The organism is Thermococcus sibiricus MM 739 (assembly GCF_000022545.1).
In the GTDB taxonomy this organism is placed as follows: domain Archaea; phylum Methanobacteriota_B; class Thermococci; order Thermococcales; family Thermococcaceae; genus Thermococcus_A; species Thermococcus_A sibiricus.
In genome coordinates this window covers 1644537-1660301 of record NC_012883.1, presented here as the reverse complement: position 1 = coordinate 1660301, position 15765 = coordinate 1644537, and the positions used below count along the sequence as shown (strand labels likewise).

16 protein-coding genes and 1 pseudogene are annotated in these 15765 nt (G+C 40.0%); 13 read left to right on the top strand and 4 right to left on the bottom strand.

All coding sequences use genetic code 11. The features are described from left to right. The first annotated feature begins 4 nt into the window (after positions 1-4). Genes TSIB_RS08965 through TSIB_RS08955 form a run of 3 tightly spaced genes read left to right on the top strand, consistent with a single transcriptional unit; the run spans position 5 to position 3002 of the window. On the top strand, positions 5-1156 hold the full coding sequence (locus TSIB_RS08965) for an RsmB/NOP family class I SAM-dependent RNA methyltransferase (RefSeq protein WP_015850109.1): 1152 nt from the start codon (positions 5-7) through the stop codon (positions 1154-1156). Next, positions 1156-2175 (top strand): lysylphosphatidylglycerol synthase transmembrane domain-containing protein, encoded by a 1020-nt coding sequence (locus tag TSIB_RS08960; RefSeq protein WP_015850108.1) that lies wholly within the window; start codon positions 1156-1158, stop codon positions 2173-2175. Before TSIB_RS08965 ends, TSIB_RS08960 begins: the two co-directional genes overlap by 1 nt. Further along, a complete protein-coding gene (locus TSIB_RS08955; RefSeq protein WP_015850107.1) occupies positions 2172-3002 on the top strand; it encodes an NAD(+) kinase in 831 nt (276 codons plus the stop codon). The genes TSIB_RS08960 and TSIB_RS08955 overlap by 4 nt, the downstream gene beginning before the upstream one ends. 1 nt (position 3003) lies before the next feature. On the opposite strand, the gene TSIB_RS08950 is transcribed toward TSIB_RS08955, so the two are convergent. The 3 genes from TSIB_RS08950 to TSIB_RS08940 all read right to left on the bottom strand — a co-directional run bounded on the left by TSIB_RS08950 (position 3004) and on the right by TSIB_RS08940 (position 5946). Then, complete coding sequence (locus tag TSIB_RS08950; RefSeq protein WP_015850106.1) at positions 3004-3978, bottom strand: bifunctional N(6)-L-threonylcarbamoyladenine synthase/serine/threonine protein kinase; 975 nt, start codon at positions 3976-3978, stop codon at positions 3004-3006. A 92-nt stretch (positions 3979-4070) separates the two neighbouring features. Continuing rightward, positions 4071-4586, bottom strand: a complete 516-nt coding sequence (locus TSIB_RS08945) for a flavin reductase family protein (protein ID WP_048160623.1) — start codon at positions 4584-4586, stop codon at positions 4071-4073. A 13-nt stretch (positions 4587-4599) separates the two neighbouring features. After that, positions 4600-5946 carry an acetate--CoA ligase family protein gene (locus TSIB_RS08940; protein WP_015850104.1) on the bottom strand — a complete coding sequence of 449 codons (1347 nt, stop codon included), beginning with the start codon at positions 5944-5946 and terminating at the stop codon, positions 4600-4602. A gap of 77 nt (positions 5947-6023) precedes the next feature. Between TSIB_RS08940 and coaD the strand changes: the two genes are divergently transcribed. From coaD to TSIB_RS08900, 8 genes and pseudogenes are all read left to right on the top strand, one after another. After that, positions 6024-6491, top strand: a complete 468-nt coding sequence (gene coaD / locus TSIB_RS08935; RefSeq protein ID WP_048160621.1) for a phosphopantetheine adenylyltransferase — start codon at positions 6024-6026, stop codon at positions 6489-6491. 4 nt (positions 6492-6495) lie between these two features. Next, positions 6496-7758 carry a phytoene desaturase family protein gene (locus TSIB_RS08930; RefSeq protein WP_048160619.1) on the top strand — a complete coding sequence of 421 codons (1263 nt, stop codon included), beginning with the start codon at positions 6496-6498 and terminating at the stop codon, positions 7756-7758. Between the two features lie 155 nt (positions 7759-7913). Beyond that, on the top strand, positions 7914-8861 hold the full coding sequence (arcC, locus tag TSIB_RS08925; RefSeq protein ID WP_015850101.1) for a carbamate kinase: 948 nt from the start codon (positions 7914-7916) through the stop codon (positions 8859-8861). A gap of 94 nt (positions 8862-8955) precedes the next feature. After that, positions 8956-9798 (top strand): annotated as a pseudogene (locus TSIB_RS08920) (SDH family Clp fold serine proteinase). Positions 9799-9981: 183 nt separating this feature from the next. Next, entirely contained in the window at positions 9982-10884 is a 903-nt protein-coding gene (locus TSIB_RS08915; RefSeq protein WP_048160941.1) for a coiled-coil protein, read from the top strand. Positions 10885-10887: 3 nt separating this feature from the next. Continuing rightward, complete coding sequence (arcS, locus tag TSIB_RS08910; RefSeq protein ID WP_015850098.1) at positions 10888-12603, top strand: archaeosine synthase subunit alpha; 1716 nt, start codon at positions 10888-10890, stop codon at positions 12601-12603. 14 nt (positions 12604-12617) lie between these two features. Further along, entirely contained in the window at positions 12618-12917 is a 300-nt protein-coding gene (locus TSIB_RS08905) for a DUF2103 domain-containing protein (protein ID WP_015850097.1), read from the top strand. A gap of 250 nt (positions 12918-13167) precedes the next feature. Next, positions 13168-14343: an ATP-binding protein gene (locus TSIB_RS08900; RefSeq protein ID WP_015850095.1), complete on the top strand. Its 1176-nt coding sequence runs from the start codon at positions 13168-13170 to the stop codon at positions 14341-14343. 540 nt (positions 14344-14883) lie between these two features. On the opposite strand, the gene TSIB_RS10635 is transcribed toward TSIB_RS08900, so the two are convergent. Beyond that, the gene (locus TSIB_RS10635; protein ID WP_015850094.1) at positions 14884-15087 is read right to left on the bottom strand and encodes a hypothetical protein; all 204 of its coding nucleotides are present in this window, start codon (positions 15085-15087) and stop codon (positions 14884-14886) included. A 56-nt stretch (positions 15088-15143) separates the two neighbouring features. Between TSIB_RS10635 and TSIB_RS08890 the strand changes: the two genes are divergently transcribed. After that, complete coding sequence (locus TSIB_RS08890) at positions 15144-15416, top strand: hypothetical protein (RefSeq protein WP_015850093.1); 273 nt, start codon at positions 15144-15146, stop codon at positions 15414-15416. Continuing rightward, positions 15388-15747, top strand: coding sequence for a hypothetical protein (locus TSIB_RS08885; protein ID WP_015850092.1), 360 nt, complete (start codon positions 15388-15390; stop codon positions 15745-15747). Before TSIB_RS08890 ends, TSIB_RS08885 begins: the two co-directional genes overlap by 29 nt. Positions 15748-15765: the final 18 nt, after the last annotated feature.

The window sequence follows — 15765 nt, the reverse complement described above, 5'->3', positions numbered from 1 at the left end:
TTCCATGTATAAAGAAGCATTTCCAGTGGAACTTCGGCGGTATTATTACGGTTTCTTTGGAGATGAAGCGGAGGAGCTTATGAGGACACTAAGAGAACCTGTAGAGAAGTATTACATAAGAGTGAATACCCTTAAGATTAGTAGAGACAGACTTATCGAGGATCTCAGAAAGGAAGGATTAGAGCCGAAGAGGAGTCCTTATTTAGAAGAGGGAATATATTTCGAGAGAGAAGGCCCAAATTTCTTAGATGATTACAATCCCGATTTGCCCAAAGTTGTTGCAAATAAGTTTGCCTCTGAAAGTGTTTATCAGGGAGCACAACTATATGCTCCTGGAGTTTTAAAAGCAGATAAAGGGATTAGGGAGGGAGACCAAGTTCAAATAAGAGATCCAAAGGGACTTTTGGTGGGAATAGGCATTGCTAGGATGAATGCCAAAGAAATGATAATAGCCACAAGGGGTGTGGCGGTTGAGGTGACTATGCCAAAGTTTAAACTTCCAAGTCTAAATGAATTAGAGAGTTATGAAAAAGGTTACTTCTATGTGCAGACTCTGCCTTCAATGGTTGCTTCTCACGTTTTAGATCCCAAAGAAGGAGATCTTATAATAGACATGACTGCCGCACCGGGAGGAAAGACCTCACATATAGCACAATTACTTGAAAATAGAGGAGAGATATTGGCTTTAGACAAATCCAAGAATAGACTCTCAAAAATGAAAAATGAACTTGAGAGGTTGGGTGTAAAAAATGTTAAACTAATCCAAATGGACTCAAGAAATCTTCCTGAGCTTGGGATTCAAGCGGATAAAATTTTGTTGGATGCTCCATGCACGGCATTGGGAGTTAGGCCCAAACTATGGGAGACAAGGACTCCAAAAGATATAGATGCAACTGCTAGATATCAAAAACACTTTATAAATGCAGCAATAAAAAGCCTTAGAAAGGGAGGGGTTTTAGTTTATTCAACCTGCACTTTAAGTTATGAAGAGAATGAGGGGAATGTCAAGTACATGCTGAAAAAGGGTTTAAAGCTAGAGGAACAAAAACTCTTCATTGGTTCCCCCGGCATCGGAATTAATAAAGTCCAGCGCTTTTATCCCCACAAGCACAAAACCCAAGGGTTTTTTATAGCGAGACTAAGGAAGGTGAGCTGATGAAGAAAAGAGATGGAGCGTTAATAGGAATTGGCATTGTTGTGATTTTGATCTTAATGTGGTGGGCCGGGATAGAGGAAACTATTGAGCTTATAATAAGGGCTGATCTGAGATTTCTCCTTTTAGCGTTGCTTATGCAAGTTTTTGCAACACTTGCTTGGGTCTTTAGATGGAGCATCTTCCTAAAACGAGCAGAAGTAGTTGTGAGGACAAAGGACATTTTAATAGCTACCTTAGTGGGGATATTTGCAAACAATCTAACTCCCGGGGCTAGAGCTGGTGGAGAACCTGCTAGAATGTATGTGATAACTAAAAGATCTGATAGTACTTATGGGCAAGTTTTTGCCACTATTATGGCTGATAGAATTTTGGACGTTATCCCTGTATTGTTATTTACTCTTGTAGCGTTTAAATATGCACTTTCCTTAAAAATCAAACTTTTACTGTCGGTTCTTTCACTTTCAACTGTAGCGCTTCTCATGATAGTTTTTGTAAGTCTCTTGGTCTCATTAAATGAAAACTTGGCATTCAAGCTATTATCAAAAATAACAAACCTTGGAAAACGTATATTCCCTGAAAGATTTGCAGGAATAGAATCAAAAATTGAGGAGAGGCTTAAGAAATCAATCTTTGAGTTTAGGGAAACTTTTTTGGAACTTTCAAAAGACCCAGTTGTTATGGGAAAGACCTTATTCTATTCTTTAGCTCTATGGGGTTTTATGCTTCTCCGTACTTACTTTGTTTTTGAGAGTGTTGGGTATCATCTTGAGATATACAAAATTTTGATGGTTCAAATGGCAGGAATAGCGCTGGGAATGATAAGTATTCTTCCTGGAGGGGTTGGAATAACGGAAGCTGTAAATTCGGCTCTTTATTTAAGTTTAAGAATTAGTAAAAGCTTAGCTGTCAGTGCAACAGTCTTAGATAGGTTTATATCTTTTTGGCTTCCAACAATTATTGGAGGAGGGCTAAGTATGTATCTAGGAACAAAATTTACTCAAAAGAGTGTGAGAAAATGAAGTTTGGAATAGTAGCTCGGAGAGATCGTGAGGAAGCATTGAAGCTGGCTTATAGGGTATATGATTTTCTTAAGGTTAATAATTATGAGGTTTATGTTGATGAGGAGGCTTATATACACTTTCCCCATTTTTCTTCAGAAGATGTTCTATCGTTAAAAAAGATGGATGTAGATATGATAATTGCAATCGGGGGCGATGGAACTGTACTTAGAGTTGAACATAACACCTCAAAAGATATTCCAATTTTAGCTGTAAACATGGGAACTTTGGGGTTTTTGGCCGAGATAGAACCAGCAGAGACATTTTTTGCAATTTCGAGAATACTTGAGGGAGACTACTTTATTGATGAGAGAATGAAAATAAGAGTGTTTGTTGAGGATGTTAGCATACCAGATGCGCTTAATGATGTAGTGATTCTTACGAGCATTCCGGGGAAAGTTACGCACCTCAAGTACTACGTTGATGGCGAACTTGCTGAAGATATAAGAGCGGATGGGTTGATAATCTCAACGCCTACAGGTTCAACCGCCTATGCCCTATCTGCAGGGGGTCCTTTAGTTGATCCCCGTTTGCATGCAATTTTGTTAGTTCCTCTAGCTCCTGTGGCGTTAACGGCTAGACCTCTTGTGGTTCCTGATTGCTCCAGTATAGAAATAGAAGTATTGACTGAAAGGGAGATTGTTCTTACAGTTGATGGGCAGTTCTATACTCAATTGCCTTCTAACTTAAAAATAAGGGTTGAAAAATCACCAAGAAAAACGAAGTTTGTAAGGTTCTCAGAGAGAATTTATCCAAAATATACTTTGAAAATAAAGAAAAAATTTTAAATCACCAAGTCACTTCCATTTCATCGGTTCTGAATTTTTGTTTGACAATAGTTTCTTCAATGTTGAATCTTATGCCAGCTTTAAACATTCTCAGGCCATTATATGCTATCATGGCCCCATTATCTCTACATAAATCATAGGGAGGAACGAAGAACTTTATACTCCTTTCTTCACTCATTGTCTTGAGCATTTCCCTTAAGCGGTTATTGGCAGCAACTCCTCCCACTAAAACCACTTCTTCTTTTCCAGTATGTGCTACAGCCCTTTCAGTAACTTCAATAAGGGCCGCAAAGGCTGTTTCTTGGAAAGAATATGCTATGTCTTCAAGTTTATACTTTCCGGTTTTATACTTTCTTACGGCCTCAGTTAGAATTCCAGAAAAGCTTAAGTCCATTCCTTTAACTGTGTAAGGCAATTCAATGTATTTCTCTCCTCTCTGAGCAAGTTTTTCAATTTTGGGGCCACCTGGGAATCCAAGACCAATTTCTCTCGCAAATGTATCTATTGCATTGCCAATGCCTATATCAAGGGTCTCCCCAAAAACTCTGTACCTTCCTCCTTCTAGGGCTAAAATTTGGGTATTCCCACCACTCACATAAAGGCCCACTGGATCTTTAATCCCAAACATCTTGGTAACTTCTACATGAGCAATACAATGGTTTACCCCTACTATTGGTTTGTTGTATCGTAGGGCCAAAGCTCTAGCCGCTGTTGCCACAACTCTCAAAGCTGGCCCTAAACCTGGGCCTTGAGAAAAGGCTATAACATCCACATCCTTGATATTAACTTTGGCCTCTTGAAGGGCCTTTTTTAAGAGGGGGCGTAGGAGCTTTGCATGATGTTCTGCTGCCTCTTTTGGATGTATACCTCCTTTTTCGGTGGTTAGAGTGTTAAATACGTTGGCAAGTACTTTATCTTCTGTTACGATCCCTATGCCCAGCGTATGTGCAGTACCTTCAATTCCTAAAGCGATCATCAAAAAAGGTATAGAATGGAGTTTAAAAAGCATTTGTTTTTGTTAAGAGATGGTTCCATTGTAGCTTTCTATAACTGTATAGGATATGGAGATCAGTCGGTCTTGTAAACTCGCTTCTCGAATGTTACAAAGTCTGTCCATGCAGCATGAGCGAGGAAATTTGCTTTTCTTACATTAGGCCTTCCTTTTGGAAAAGCGTCTTCATTGTATGTGTAGCCCACGATCTCTCCAACAAACCAGGTGTGATCTCCATAATCTCTTGCGTCTACAACTCTACACTCTATGTTTGCTAGGGCCTCCTTAATGCTTGGTGTGTTTATCTTTTTGGATGGGACTAGGGTCATGTTCATCTCCCTAAGTTTTGATGGGCCGCTTTTTGTACCTGCAATCCAAACATCTTCAAGCATCTCTAAGCTTGGGACACTAATCACGAATTCTTGATATTTAGAGATTAACCTGTGGGTGTATCTTTTTGGGGAAATTGCAACACCAATTAAACTCGGCCGGTGGGAAAGTACTGTCACCCAGTCAGCAGCCATTACATTGGCCTCATCACCTTGGCCCGAAACTACTAGATATGTCCTCATAGGGTAAATAAGGTGGTACATACCTCTCACCTCTCTATTGGAATTGATCTTGGTTACTAAAAACTTTCCTCAAACTTAGCCATTTTAGTGCCCTGACAGCTCTTTCAGGTGTTAAGAAGTTTTTAAACCCATGGACATCTAAAAGTCTGATTCCATTTTTCACGAGATCTCCAGCCATGAAGTTCACTACAATGGGTTTGCTACACTTTGCATCTATTATTGCCCTTGCTATTTCTTCGCTTGGGATAAATATTGGGGGAACACAGATAATGAGGAGACTATCCACGTTTTCATCTCTACAAAGGATCTCTATGGTCTTCTTGTATCGTTCGTAATCAGCATCAGCTATTAAATCAACAGGGTTCTTAACAGAGCACTGGGGAGGCAGAAACTCCATAAGTTCATTTATCGTTTTCTCACTCAATTTTGCGATTTCCAAACCTAATTTTTCTGCTTTATCTGTAGCGAGAACCCCTGGCCCTCCAGAGTTTGTTATTATAGCAATTCTTTTTCCTCCACTTTCATACATCTCAAAGGTTTTTGCTGCATCAAACAGTTCTTCCATTTCTTCAACCTCTATTGCATTGAATTGGCAAAAAGTTGCTCTATAGATTTCATAGCTACCCGCCATACTTCCGGTATGGCTCTGGGCGGCCTTGCTTCCGCTCTTGCTCTTTCCAGCCTTTAATACTATCACTGGTTTTTTGCTTGTTGCATATTTTAGGGCCTCTATAAACTTCCTTCCATCTTTTACTCCCTCAATGTACAGTGCGATAACTTTTGTGTTTTTGTCATCTGCAAAATACTTTAGAAAATCGCTTTCTGTTAAATCTGCTGCATTGCCATATGAGACAAAGGCAGAAAATCCAATTCCTTCTTCATTTCCCATAGCCAAAGCGGCCCCACCAAAAGCTCCACTTTGAGATATTAAGGCAAGTCCTCCCTTATTAACCCGTACTTCAAAAGAACCGAAGAAATTGGCGTGAACTCCAAAAATTCCCGCACAATTGGGCCCGATAACTTTAACTCCTTTATTTCTTGCTTTTTCAATGAGCTCCTTTTCGAGGTCCACATTACCTACTTCGCTGAATCCGGCACTTATTACGACAGCTCCTTTCACTTTGTCACCGATTTCATCAATTAAGGGAGGTACAAACTTCGCGGGAATAGCTATTATAGCAACATCAACATTTTTCTCTAGTTTTTTCTCGATTTTGAGCCTTACATTTGCAACCTCTACTTCTCCTCCTTTTGGGTTTACAGGTGTTACATCCCCTTCAAAGCCTCCCTCAATAATATTCCCCAAAATCTCATATGCAATTGCACCTTTTTTGAAAGATCCGAATACTGCCACTGATGAGGGATAAAAAAAGAACTCCATCCCTTCACCTCCAAAAGTTTTTCAAATAGCAATACAAAAATTTATTGGTGTGCACAGAAGAATATGATGTGATACAGATGAGAAGGTATAAAAAGGTCGTTGTGGGTGGAACCTTTGATAGGTTGCATTTGGGGCATAAAGCTCTTCTTAGAAAGGCCTTTGAGGTAGGTAGGTACGTTTATGTTGGTATAACCTCTGACGAGATGATAAAGGACAAGCCGTATGCAGAAAAAATCCTTCCTTATGATATCCGTTTAAGGGATCTATTGAAGTTTTTTGAGGTTAATGGGTATAGTAATTATCGGATAATAAAAATTAATAGTGCTATAGGATTTGCAGATAAAATAAGAAGTTTGGATGCTATAGTGGTAAGTGAAGAAACCTACAAAGGGGCTCTCTTAGTTAATAAAGCAAGAAAGGAGAAAGGATTAAAACCTCTTGATATAGTTACAATAGACATAGTTAAAAGCAAAATTGGAAGTAAAATAAGCTCTTCCTTGATAAGGGCAGGGTTAATAGACCCTTTTGGCAATCCAAGGAGGTGAAATAGTGAAGAAAGTTGTAACAATTGGCGCTGGACTTGGAGGTCTTTTAACCAGTGCTTTTTTGGTTAAGAATGGATATGATGTCACAGTTTTAGAAAAATCTCCCTTTGTGGGGGGGAGATTTACCAACATTGCGTACAAGGGGTTTCAACTTTCAACAGGTGCTCTTCATATGGTTCCCCACGGTGAGAACGGTCCACTTGCCCATCTATTAAAGCTTCTCAATGCAAATGTGGAAATAGTAAACTCAACTCCCAAAGGAAAATTCTTCATAGATGGAAAAATATATCACTACAGGGAAGGCTGGAAGTATCTAAGCCTAAAAGAGAAGGCTAAAGCCATGAAGCTCTTAGCAGAGATAAAGGCCAATAAACTCCCAAAGGGGGAGGAAGCTCATCTCAACTCATGGGAATGGTTAAGTGAAAAGATAGGAGAGAATGAATTTGCATATCTCTTCATAAAAAGCTTTCTTGGATGGGCAGTTAGTCTAGCTCCCGAAGAAGTTTCTGCAATAGAATTGGCTAAGGAAATCAAGGCAACTTTAAAGTGGGGTGGACCAGGCCTTATAAAAGGCGGATGCAAGGCAGTTAGTGAAGAACTTGCAAGGATTGTGAGAGAAAACGGGGGAAAAATGATTACAAGGAAGAAAGCGGTGGAAGTGGATGATGGGAGAGTCATAACTGCAGATGGAGAAGAATACCTTTATGATATTCTCATTTCGAATATTGGTATAAGGGAGACGGTGGAGCTTTTTGGACGGGATGAATTTGATAGGAATTATTTAAAGAGAGTTGATTCTCTAAAGCCTGCTGAGGGCATTAAAATTAATGTAGCCCTAAAAGGGGAACCAAGAATAGGGAATACTGTTGTGTTTGCCCTAGATACCAAGAGAATAAATGGTTATAATGAACCCTCATCTCTTTCTCTCCAACTCGCAAGGAAGGGATACACTCTTGTAATGACCCACCAGGCCTTAAAAAGCAGAGATATAAAGAAAGAACAGAGACTTGGAATTGAAGACCTTTACTACCTCTTTCCAGATCTTGAAAAGAATGGAGAAGTCTTGATGGTTCAGACATATCGTGATGGGAATCCAGTTAATAGGGTTGCCTCAGGGCAGCATGTTGAATTTCCAATGGAGAATGTTTACATTGTAGGAGACGCTAATAAGGGTGAAGGTGGTATTGAGGTTGAAGGAATTGCCCTGGGAGTAATGAAAACCCTACAAAGTCTGGAAATAGGGAATTTCGCTGAATGGTACCTCTGAAGTTCTTTAGAAACCGATTTGGTTTACTATTTTTATATTTGTAAAGTGATTCAAGAAGAATTCGAAATTTTTTCTATAAAATTTATTTTAGCACTAAGAAACTCTTTTAATCCTTCAGTGTCTAATCTTATGCACTAGTGATGGAGGGATTATGAATGAGAAAGAGAGTTGTCATAGCTTTAGGTGGGAATGCTATTCTTCAAAGGGGTCAGAAAGGTACTTATGAAGAGCAAATGGAGAATGTGAGAAAGACTGCAAGGCAGATTGTTGATATTATTCTTGATAATGAGTATGAAGTGGTTATCACTCATGGTAATGGTCCTCAAGTTGGAGCTCTTCTTCTCCAACAGGATGCTGGAGAGCACGTGCATGGAATTCCTGCTCAACCTATGGATGTTTGTGGTGCAATGAGTCAGGGTCAAATAGGTTACATGATTCAGCAGGCAATAATGAATGAATTGAGGAGGAGGGGTGTTGAACGGCCAGTGGCGACTATAGTCACCCAAACTATTGTGGACAAGAATGATCCCGCTTTTCAGCACCCATCAAAACCAGTTGGGCCCTTCTATAGTGAAGAGACTGCTAAAAAACTCGCTAAGGAGAAAGGTTGGGTGGTTATAGAGGACGCTGGAAGGGGTTGGAGGAGGGTAGTGCCAAGTCCAGACCCAAAGGGACATGTAGAGGCTCCCATAATCCAAGATCTTGTTGAAAAAGAATTTATAGTGATATCTTCAGGTGGTGGAGGAATTCCTGTTGTAGAGGAGAATGGTGAGCTTAAGGGCGTTGAAGCAGTTATTGACAAAGATCTGGCTGGAGAAAGGCTTGCTGAGGAAGTTAACGCTGATATTTTCATGATTCTTACGGATGTTAATGGAGCTGCAATTAACTATGGTAGACCTAACGAAAAGTGGCTTGAAAAGGTTACTTTGGGAGAAATAAAGAGGTATTATGAGGAAGGCCACTTCAAAAAGGGTAGCATGGGGCCAAAAGTACTTGCAGCAATAAGGTTTATTGAGTGGGGTGGGGAGAGGGCAATAATAGCGGCACTGGATAAGGCTGTTGAGGCATTGGAAGGAAAAACAGGCACCCAAATAACAAGATGACCTTTATCTAATTTTCTATTCTTTATAATCTTATTTACCAAAAGGCTTAAAGACATTGATGTTGTAATTTTTAGGATATCACGGAGGTGGTTTTATGGATCCGTTTAGTGGGATAGTAGGATCTTTGATATGGTGGATATTCCTCTTCTACTTACTTATGGGTCCACAAATTCATTACAGGTAATTACAAGTGGCAAGAACAAAACTATTGGAAAAACTAGCAAGAAAAAGAAATTCTACTGTAATCACAATGATACACAGACAAGAAAGCATAGGGTTCTTTGGAATTCCGGTGTACAAGTTTATAAGCATAGAAGACAGCGAGGAGATACTCAGAGCTATCAGGATGGCACCGAAAGATAAACCCATAGATTTGATCATTCACACGCCCGGAGGCTTGGTTCTAGCAGCTACTCAGATAGCCAAGGCCTTGAAGGATCATCCTGCTAAAACAAGGGTAATAATTCCCCACTATGCAATGAGTGGTGGAACTTTAATAGCACTTGCTGCGGATGAGATAATAATGGATCCACATGCCGTCTTGGGTCCTGTTGATCCACAACTTGGCCAATACCCGGCGCCAAGTATAATAAAAGCTGTTGAGCAAAAGAGTATAGATAAAGTGGAAGATCAAACTCTAATACTGGCGGATGTAGCAAAGAAAGCTATAAATCAGGTACGGGATTTTGTGTACCATCTCTTGAAAGACAAATATGGAGAAGAAAAAGCCAAACAACTGGCTCAAGTTTTAACGGAAGGTAGATGGACACATGATTATCCAATAACAGTAGAACACGCAAGGGAACTTGGATTGAATGTAAATACAAACGTTCCAATGGAAGTATATACATTAATGGAGCTGTACAGACAGCCTATTAAACAAAGGGGGACTGTAGAGTTCATGCCTTATCCAGTGAAACAAGAGGGACGGGATTAGATACGATTTTGTTTTTTATTTTTTAATAATTTTAGTAAATCTAAACAAATGCTCTTAATTTTATTGGATGATTTCTCATAATAGCCAAAAAGTTTTTATTGGGTTTTTACTTCAACTTAGTGAGGCTTAAATCAGGGTGAGATCATGATTAACTATTCTAAAATAGAGGAAGGGGAAGAGACCATGCAAGTGAAAGTAGACCCAGAAGAAATTAAAAGGATAAAAGCCGAAATAGAGGTTTTAGAAAGAGAGAAAAAGGAAATTAAAGAGAGATTAGAACAGCTCCAAAAAGAGCTGAATATTTGGGTACAAAAAAGAGATGAGAAAAATAAAGAAGTAAAACACCTAAGAGAAAAGGCTAGGGAATACAAAACTAAGAGGGATGAAGTTAATCAACAGATTCAGGAACTTAAGAAGAACAGAGAGGAGATAAATGCCAAACTTAATCTCCTGTATCAAGAGGCTATGGAGTATAGAGCTAAAAGGGATGAATACCGACAACTTAGAAGACTTAAAATGCCAAAAGAAAAAATAGAGGAAAGAATAGAGAAGCTTGAATGGGAATTACAGACTAACCCGACCATAACTTCTGAAAGGGAAAAACAAATAGTTGATCAAATTCAGGTTCTGGCAACAGAGCTTGAGATTCTTCAGCAGGCCGATAGATTCCACAAGAGATTACAAGAGACTAGAAAAAAGATAGAAAGTTTGAAAAGAGCTAGAAGGGCCATGGGTCTGGAAATACAAAAATTAGCAAATCAAAGTCAACAGTTCCATGAGCAGATGCTTAAATCTTATCAACAAGCAGATGAAATCAAGAAAGAAGCGGATGAATATCATCAGAAGGTTATAGAGTTGCGGGATAAAATGAGGGAAATCAGAGAGGAACTAAGAGAAGTAGAAAAGAAAATTTTTGAATTTGATCAGAAACACAAAGAGCTTATAGCCTACAAAATGGTAGCAAAAATGAGATCAAAGAAAGATGCTACATTTGAGCGCGCAGTAGAGGCCCTTGAAAAATTCAAACGTGGAGAAAAACTTACTCTTGATGAGCTACTCCTCCTGCAGAGGTATAACCTGGTGTGAGGAATGGAAACTCTAAAACACGAAGGCCCTGGAAGACTTGGCTTGAGTAGAGTTAATGATAAAGTTTTCAAAACTCCTGCACTTGTGAACATTGATTTTACCCTTTCTCCATTCAATTCATACTTCTACCCCAAAGACTTTGGAGAGTACGATTTTAATCTAGCGCCTTCAATTCCCCTCAGTTTTTACACTCCAAGAGATATAATAGAGAAGGCCTTAAAAAGGCTTTATGAAGTTGATTATTCAAGATTTAATGCTCTCTACCTCCCTGTAGTTAGGGATTTAAAATACATAAATGAATTTCTCGAAGAAGTTCTCTCTCGTGAGTCTTTTGATGCGGTTTATATTGGAAATTCCAAAATATTTGTGAAGGAATACAGGAAGTTTGTTGAAGTAATCCGTTTAATTCGTGAAAAAGATCCGAACTTAATGTTAATCATCGATTTAGAACCATTCTTCTACCCATTGGCCGTTTATCTTGGGATTGATGCATTCGATACCCGTTCTCTGAAACTTTATGACTTTCATAAAAAAGGTTTTACTCAATTTTCACCGATATTATGGAAAGAGGAAGAAAATCCCTTGGAGTTTGCAAAGGATGTTATAGGGCTTGTTAGAAAAGCATTGGAAGAGGGTAAACTCCGTTACTTAGTTGAGAACTTTTTCTATACTCAAGTTCACACAGGGGTACTGAGAATAGCTGATAAGGAGCATTCAGATTATCTGGAAAAATACACACCGATCCAGAAGGATACCGTTTATTTCATAAGTGATGCATCTCAAAACAGGCCTGAAGTTATTAGATGGAGGCAGAGAGTGATTGAGAGGTTCAAACCCCCAGAAAATGTGGAGGCTCTTTTCCTCTTCCCATGCTCTGCAAAGAAACCTTATTCACACTCAAGAAGTCACATTCTTTATAGGAAAGCCCTTAAAGAGAGCTTGGGAAATGGAATTTACCGGGTACATGAGCTTATCTTAACGTCACCTTTTGGTGTTGTTCCGAGAGAATGGGAATGGCTGGCTAAATATGATATTGTTGTTACTGGACATTGGAGTGAGGAGGAGATAAGCAGCGCAGCAGAGTTATTAGCTAAAACCCTCGAAAAATATCCAAACCACATTCCCATCATAGCACATCTGGATGAGGCCTATGTAGAAGTAGCAGAGAGAGCGAGCGAAATAAGTGGAAGAGAAATAGTTTTTACCAAAGTTAAAAATGGAACAACGAGTAAAAAGAGCTTGGACTCTCTAAAAGAGACTATAAAAGAGCTTGATTTGGAATTAATGGTTGGAAAGGAAGATAGAATTTACCGTTTCTATGAAAACATAAGAAAAGTTTTTGATTTCTATTTTGGCATAGGAGCAGGGGATGCTGTTCTTCCAGAGAGTGCGAAGATAAAGGGCTCTAAAATGCTTCGTATTCAGGTAGATAATCAACAAACAGGCACGTATCAAGATGGGATCATAAGCGTGACTCCCTTTGGAATGCAACGCATTTATGAAGCGACAAAAAGCTACTATGTGAAGATAGACTTTGATCTTAGAGGAGACGTTTTTGCTATCGGTGTGAATGAGGCTGATGCCAAAATAAGGCCAGACGATATTGTTGGTGTTGTGAGAGACGAAAAAGTGGTTGGTGTTGGAAAAGCCATTCTAAGTGGAGAAGAGATGATAAAAGCGAGAAGAGGGATTGCTGTTAAGGTCAGAAAGAAAGCATAGCTCCTGGTGGGAACATGCCAAAGCACTTCAAAAGAGGTGTCAAACGAGAGCATCATTTACTCAAGGGTATTGAAAAGGCCCTTGAGGAAATCTCAGCGTTAAAGGGAGTTAAAAAAGTTATTCCAGGGAGAATTTATTCGAGTGATTCAAGAGGTTTTGAAATTAAGGTGGTTAGAGAAACGCTTACCGGCCTAAAGCTTCTGGCAAAGAGTGATGGAAGTATTCAGGAAATATTCTTAGTTGTTGATAAAGCAGACAGAGAAAGAATCAGAAAAGAAATGCACAGGATCAATGAAGATTGGAGAAAGAGTTAATTCATCCACACAGAAATATTTATGATGGATATAAGAAACAAAGCGAAACTCCTACAGGAGCAGGCTCTGAGAGAAGGAATCAATTCAAAGGAGTCAAACATTTTCTTAATTGTAGTATCACTTAACTTTGACCATTCCTTATCCATTGCTTGACAATTAACACCTTCGCATCGGTATTTATAAATTTCTGAGAACTCAAACTTCTCAAAGTTTATAAAGATTTGAGAACTATAAATTCTCAGGTGGTGGTATGAGGTTTGGAGATTTAACCTACATGAATCCTTGGTGGGAGGGAGAAGAGGACTACCATGCAAGGCGGTGGAGGGAGCAGAAAATCCACTGGTGGCCCAAGTGGATTAAAAAGCTCTCACTCGAACCTTTCTCGCTAAACTTCGTTCTAGGTCCGAGACAGGTTGGAAAAACAACAGGAATAAAACTCCTAATTCAAAAGCTCTTGAAGGAAAACCCTCCCGAGTCTATCCTATACATCAATGTTGAGATCCTTCCAGACTACAAAGGGCTCTCGGCCTTGATAAGAGAGTTCCAAGCCATTAGGGAGAAGGAAGACATCAAAACGGGTTATATATTTCTCGACGAGGCCACTTCGCTCGATGGGTGGTGGAAGGGAGTCAAACCACTCATTGATGCAGGCCTCTTGGAGAACAATGTCGTCACGGTCACGGGATCAAGTTCCCTGCGGGTAAAGCGGGACATAGAACTATTCCCGGGGAGGAGGGGAAAAGGAACAACACTCGAAGTTATGCCACTATCTTTCGGAGAATATGTTGAGATTATGGGTTTGAAACGGCCAGAGCTCCAGAGAGAAAAAACGCTGAAACTCTTTGGAGAGTACCTGAAAACTGGTGGCTTCCCAGGAACGATCAACGGCATGCCCATGGACGACCTTTTAGGGGCTTATATAGGAGAATTCGTCCGTTTTGGGAAAAACCTTGAAATAGCTAAGGAGACAATTACCACAGTGGTTCAAAGCGCTCCTTCGGCGACAAGCTTTAGGGCACTAGCTGAAATGACCTCCGGTTACTCCTACAAAGTTGTGCAGGATTACATCGAGTTCTTTAGAGAGTTGTACCTGCTCGGAATAGCATATCTCAAGCAGGGGGGGCGGGTACTCTATAGGCGAGAGAAGAAATTCTTCTTTAGGGACCCGTTGTTGGCGCAACTCTTCTCGGCTTGGAGTGGCACCCAGTTGAGGGAAGACGCCCTCTACGAGTGGCTTGTCCAGGAACACCTCTACAGGAAGTTTGGGAAAGTTTATTATTACAGGAACTCATACGAAGTTGATGCGATAGCGGGGAACCTGAAGGTCGAGGTGAAGGCAGGGAAAGCCCACAGGAGGCATCCAAAGACTGTCACCGTGCTCGAAAAGGAAGATGTGCCCTTTTTCCTCCTCGATCTCACACCTTGAAGTTTTCGAGTTAACTTTTGGCTAACTCATTACATTTTTCTTTTGAAAGCCTCGCCTTTTAAGGCGGGGAGGAGGTCAGGTAAGTCTTTAGTCTGGATACTAAAACATCGAGGGTATGTGTTAAGAAGTGGAAACCAAGTTGCATGGACATAACCCCGTACGGCCTGCCCATGATTAGAATTGTGCACTTGCTTCTATTTTACTCTGATTTGTTTCATCTATGAGGACTGCCCTTTGTATTGTGCAAAGAAGTCCTAAAAATCGTTTCATTTCAGATGAAGAAATTCCCAAATATTAATTACACCGACAGTTCACTTGATAACATAGTGTGCCCCCCATGCGGGATGCTAGTTCCCACTCAAGGTCTTGCTCCTCATTACATTGTCGTTTTGGTTGAGTATATCTCTCGAAAAGAAAAGTCAGTCGGCTACTTTGCGAGCTTTATAAACTCTTCTGGATTATATACTTCGTCGTATCATTCAAAGTGCTTTTTATTGTATGTCACTAACGGGGCGTTGAGCTTTACTGCTAATACCCCAATCATGTAATCCCTTGCATTTTTTTAAAGTCCCACCTACCCCCAACTGCCTTCACTGTTTCTACTGCGCATTCCTTATCGAATCCCAAAACTTCAATCCCGATACTACGGAATAATGTCTCAACAGCGCTCTTTCCCTCTTCAACGCTCCCAAGTTTTTTGGACTGATGATAAAGGTACTCAGTATAAACTACTGCACTCGTCACTGGAGAGTATGGTGAATCCTTGAGCCAAAGTAAAAACTTCCAGTTGTGGAAAACATTTGCTGAAGAAGTGGAACCTAAATGGCGTCCCCTCAGTCGACGTAGACTTCCTCGTTAGATGGGACTCTTTTAAGGAAGTATATTCAAGACTGAGGGAACTGGGCTATCAAAGTTCAGGTTTCAAGTACTTTAAAGTGGTTAAAGATGGAGAGCTTCCATTCCTCGAGGAAAGGATAAATGTTGATTTGCTCTTTGATAGAAAACCAAGCAGGCTTAGCTTCGAGAGTCCTTATGTGAAAAAAAGTGTTCAAAGAAAAATATTATTCTATTGAAAAGTTTGAGTTTGAAGGGCTCTCCGGAAAAGTTAGGGTTGTTCTTCCCGAGGCTCTTATCGTACTGAAACTCGACATATATTCCAACCCTACGTATTCTGACGAGAAACGGGAAAAACACTGGAAGGGCATGGTGGACATATATTCTCTCTTTATGGGTTCTCCCACCTTGAGGATCAAGGTTTTTGAAAATTTCTACAATGTTAAGCCATTCTCATTTGAGCACCTTGAAATGTTCTTTTCAAAGGAAAGCAGAGAGCTTATGGATGTTGTCTCTATTATTACGGACTATGTTGGCATCCCATTCGACAGGGAGGGTTCACACTCATAAAGATACGAGTATCAGATA

Excerpts from the sequence above, each read along its gene's own strand:
- TSIB_RS08940 (WP_015850104.1), bottom strand. The coding sequence starts at position 5,946 with ATGGAGTTCTTTTTTTATCCCTCATCAGTGGCAGTATTCGGATCTTTC.
- TSIB_RS08915 (WP_048160941.1), top strand. The coding sequence starts at position 9,982 with ATGCAAGTGAAAGTAGACCCAGAAGAAATTAAAAGGATAAAAGCCGAA.
- TSIB_RS08960 (WP_015850108.1), top strand. The coding sequence starts at position 1,156 with ATGAAGAAAAGAGATGGAGCGTTAATAGGAATTGGCATTGTTGTGATT.
- TSIB_RS08965 (WP_015850109.1), top strand. The coding sequence starts at position 5 with ATGTATAAAGAAGCATTTCCAGTGGAACTTCGGCGGTATTATTACGGT.
- TSIB_RS08950 (WP_015850106.1), bottom strand. The coding sequence starts at position 3,978 with ATGATCGCTTTAGGAATTGAAGGTACTGCACATACGCTGGGCATAGGG.
- arcS (WP_015850098.1), top strand. The coding sequence starts at position 10,888 with ATGGAAACTCTAAAACACGAAGGCCCTGGAAGACTTGGCTTGAGTAGA.
- TSIB_RS08955 (WP_015850107.1), top strand. The coding sequence starts at position 2,172 with ATGAAGTTTGGAATAGTAGCTCGGAGAGATCGTGAGGAAGCATTGAAG.
- coaD (WP_048160621.1), top strand. The coding sequence starts at position 6,024 with ATGAGAAGGTATAAAAAGGTCGTTGTGGGTGGAACCTTTGATAGGTTG.
- TSIB_RS08905 (WP_015850097.1), top strand. The coding sequence starts at position 12,618 with ATGCCAAAGCACTTCAAAAGAGGTGTCAAACGAGAGCATCATTTACTC.
- TSIB_RS08945 (WP_048160623.1), bottom strand. The coding sequence starts at position 4,586 with ATGTACCACCTTATTTACCCTATGAGGACATATCTAGTAGTTTCGGGC.
- arcC (WP_015850101.1), top strand. The coding sequence starts at position 7,914 with ATGAGAAAGAGAGTTGTCATAGCTTTAGGTGGGAATGCTATTCTTCAA.
- TSIB_RS08900 (WP_015850095.1), top strand. The coding sequence starts at position 13,168 with ATGAGGTTTGGAGATTTAACCTACATGAATCCTTGGTGGGAGGGAGAA.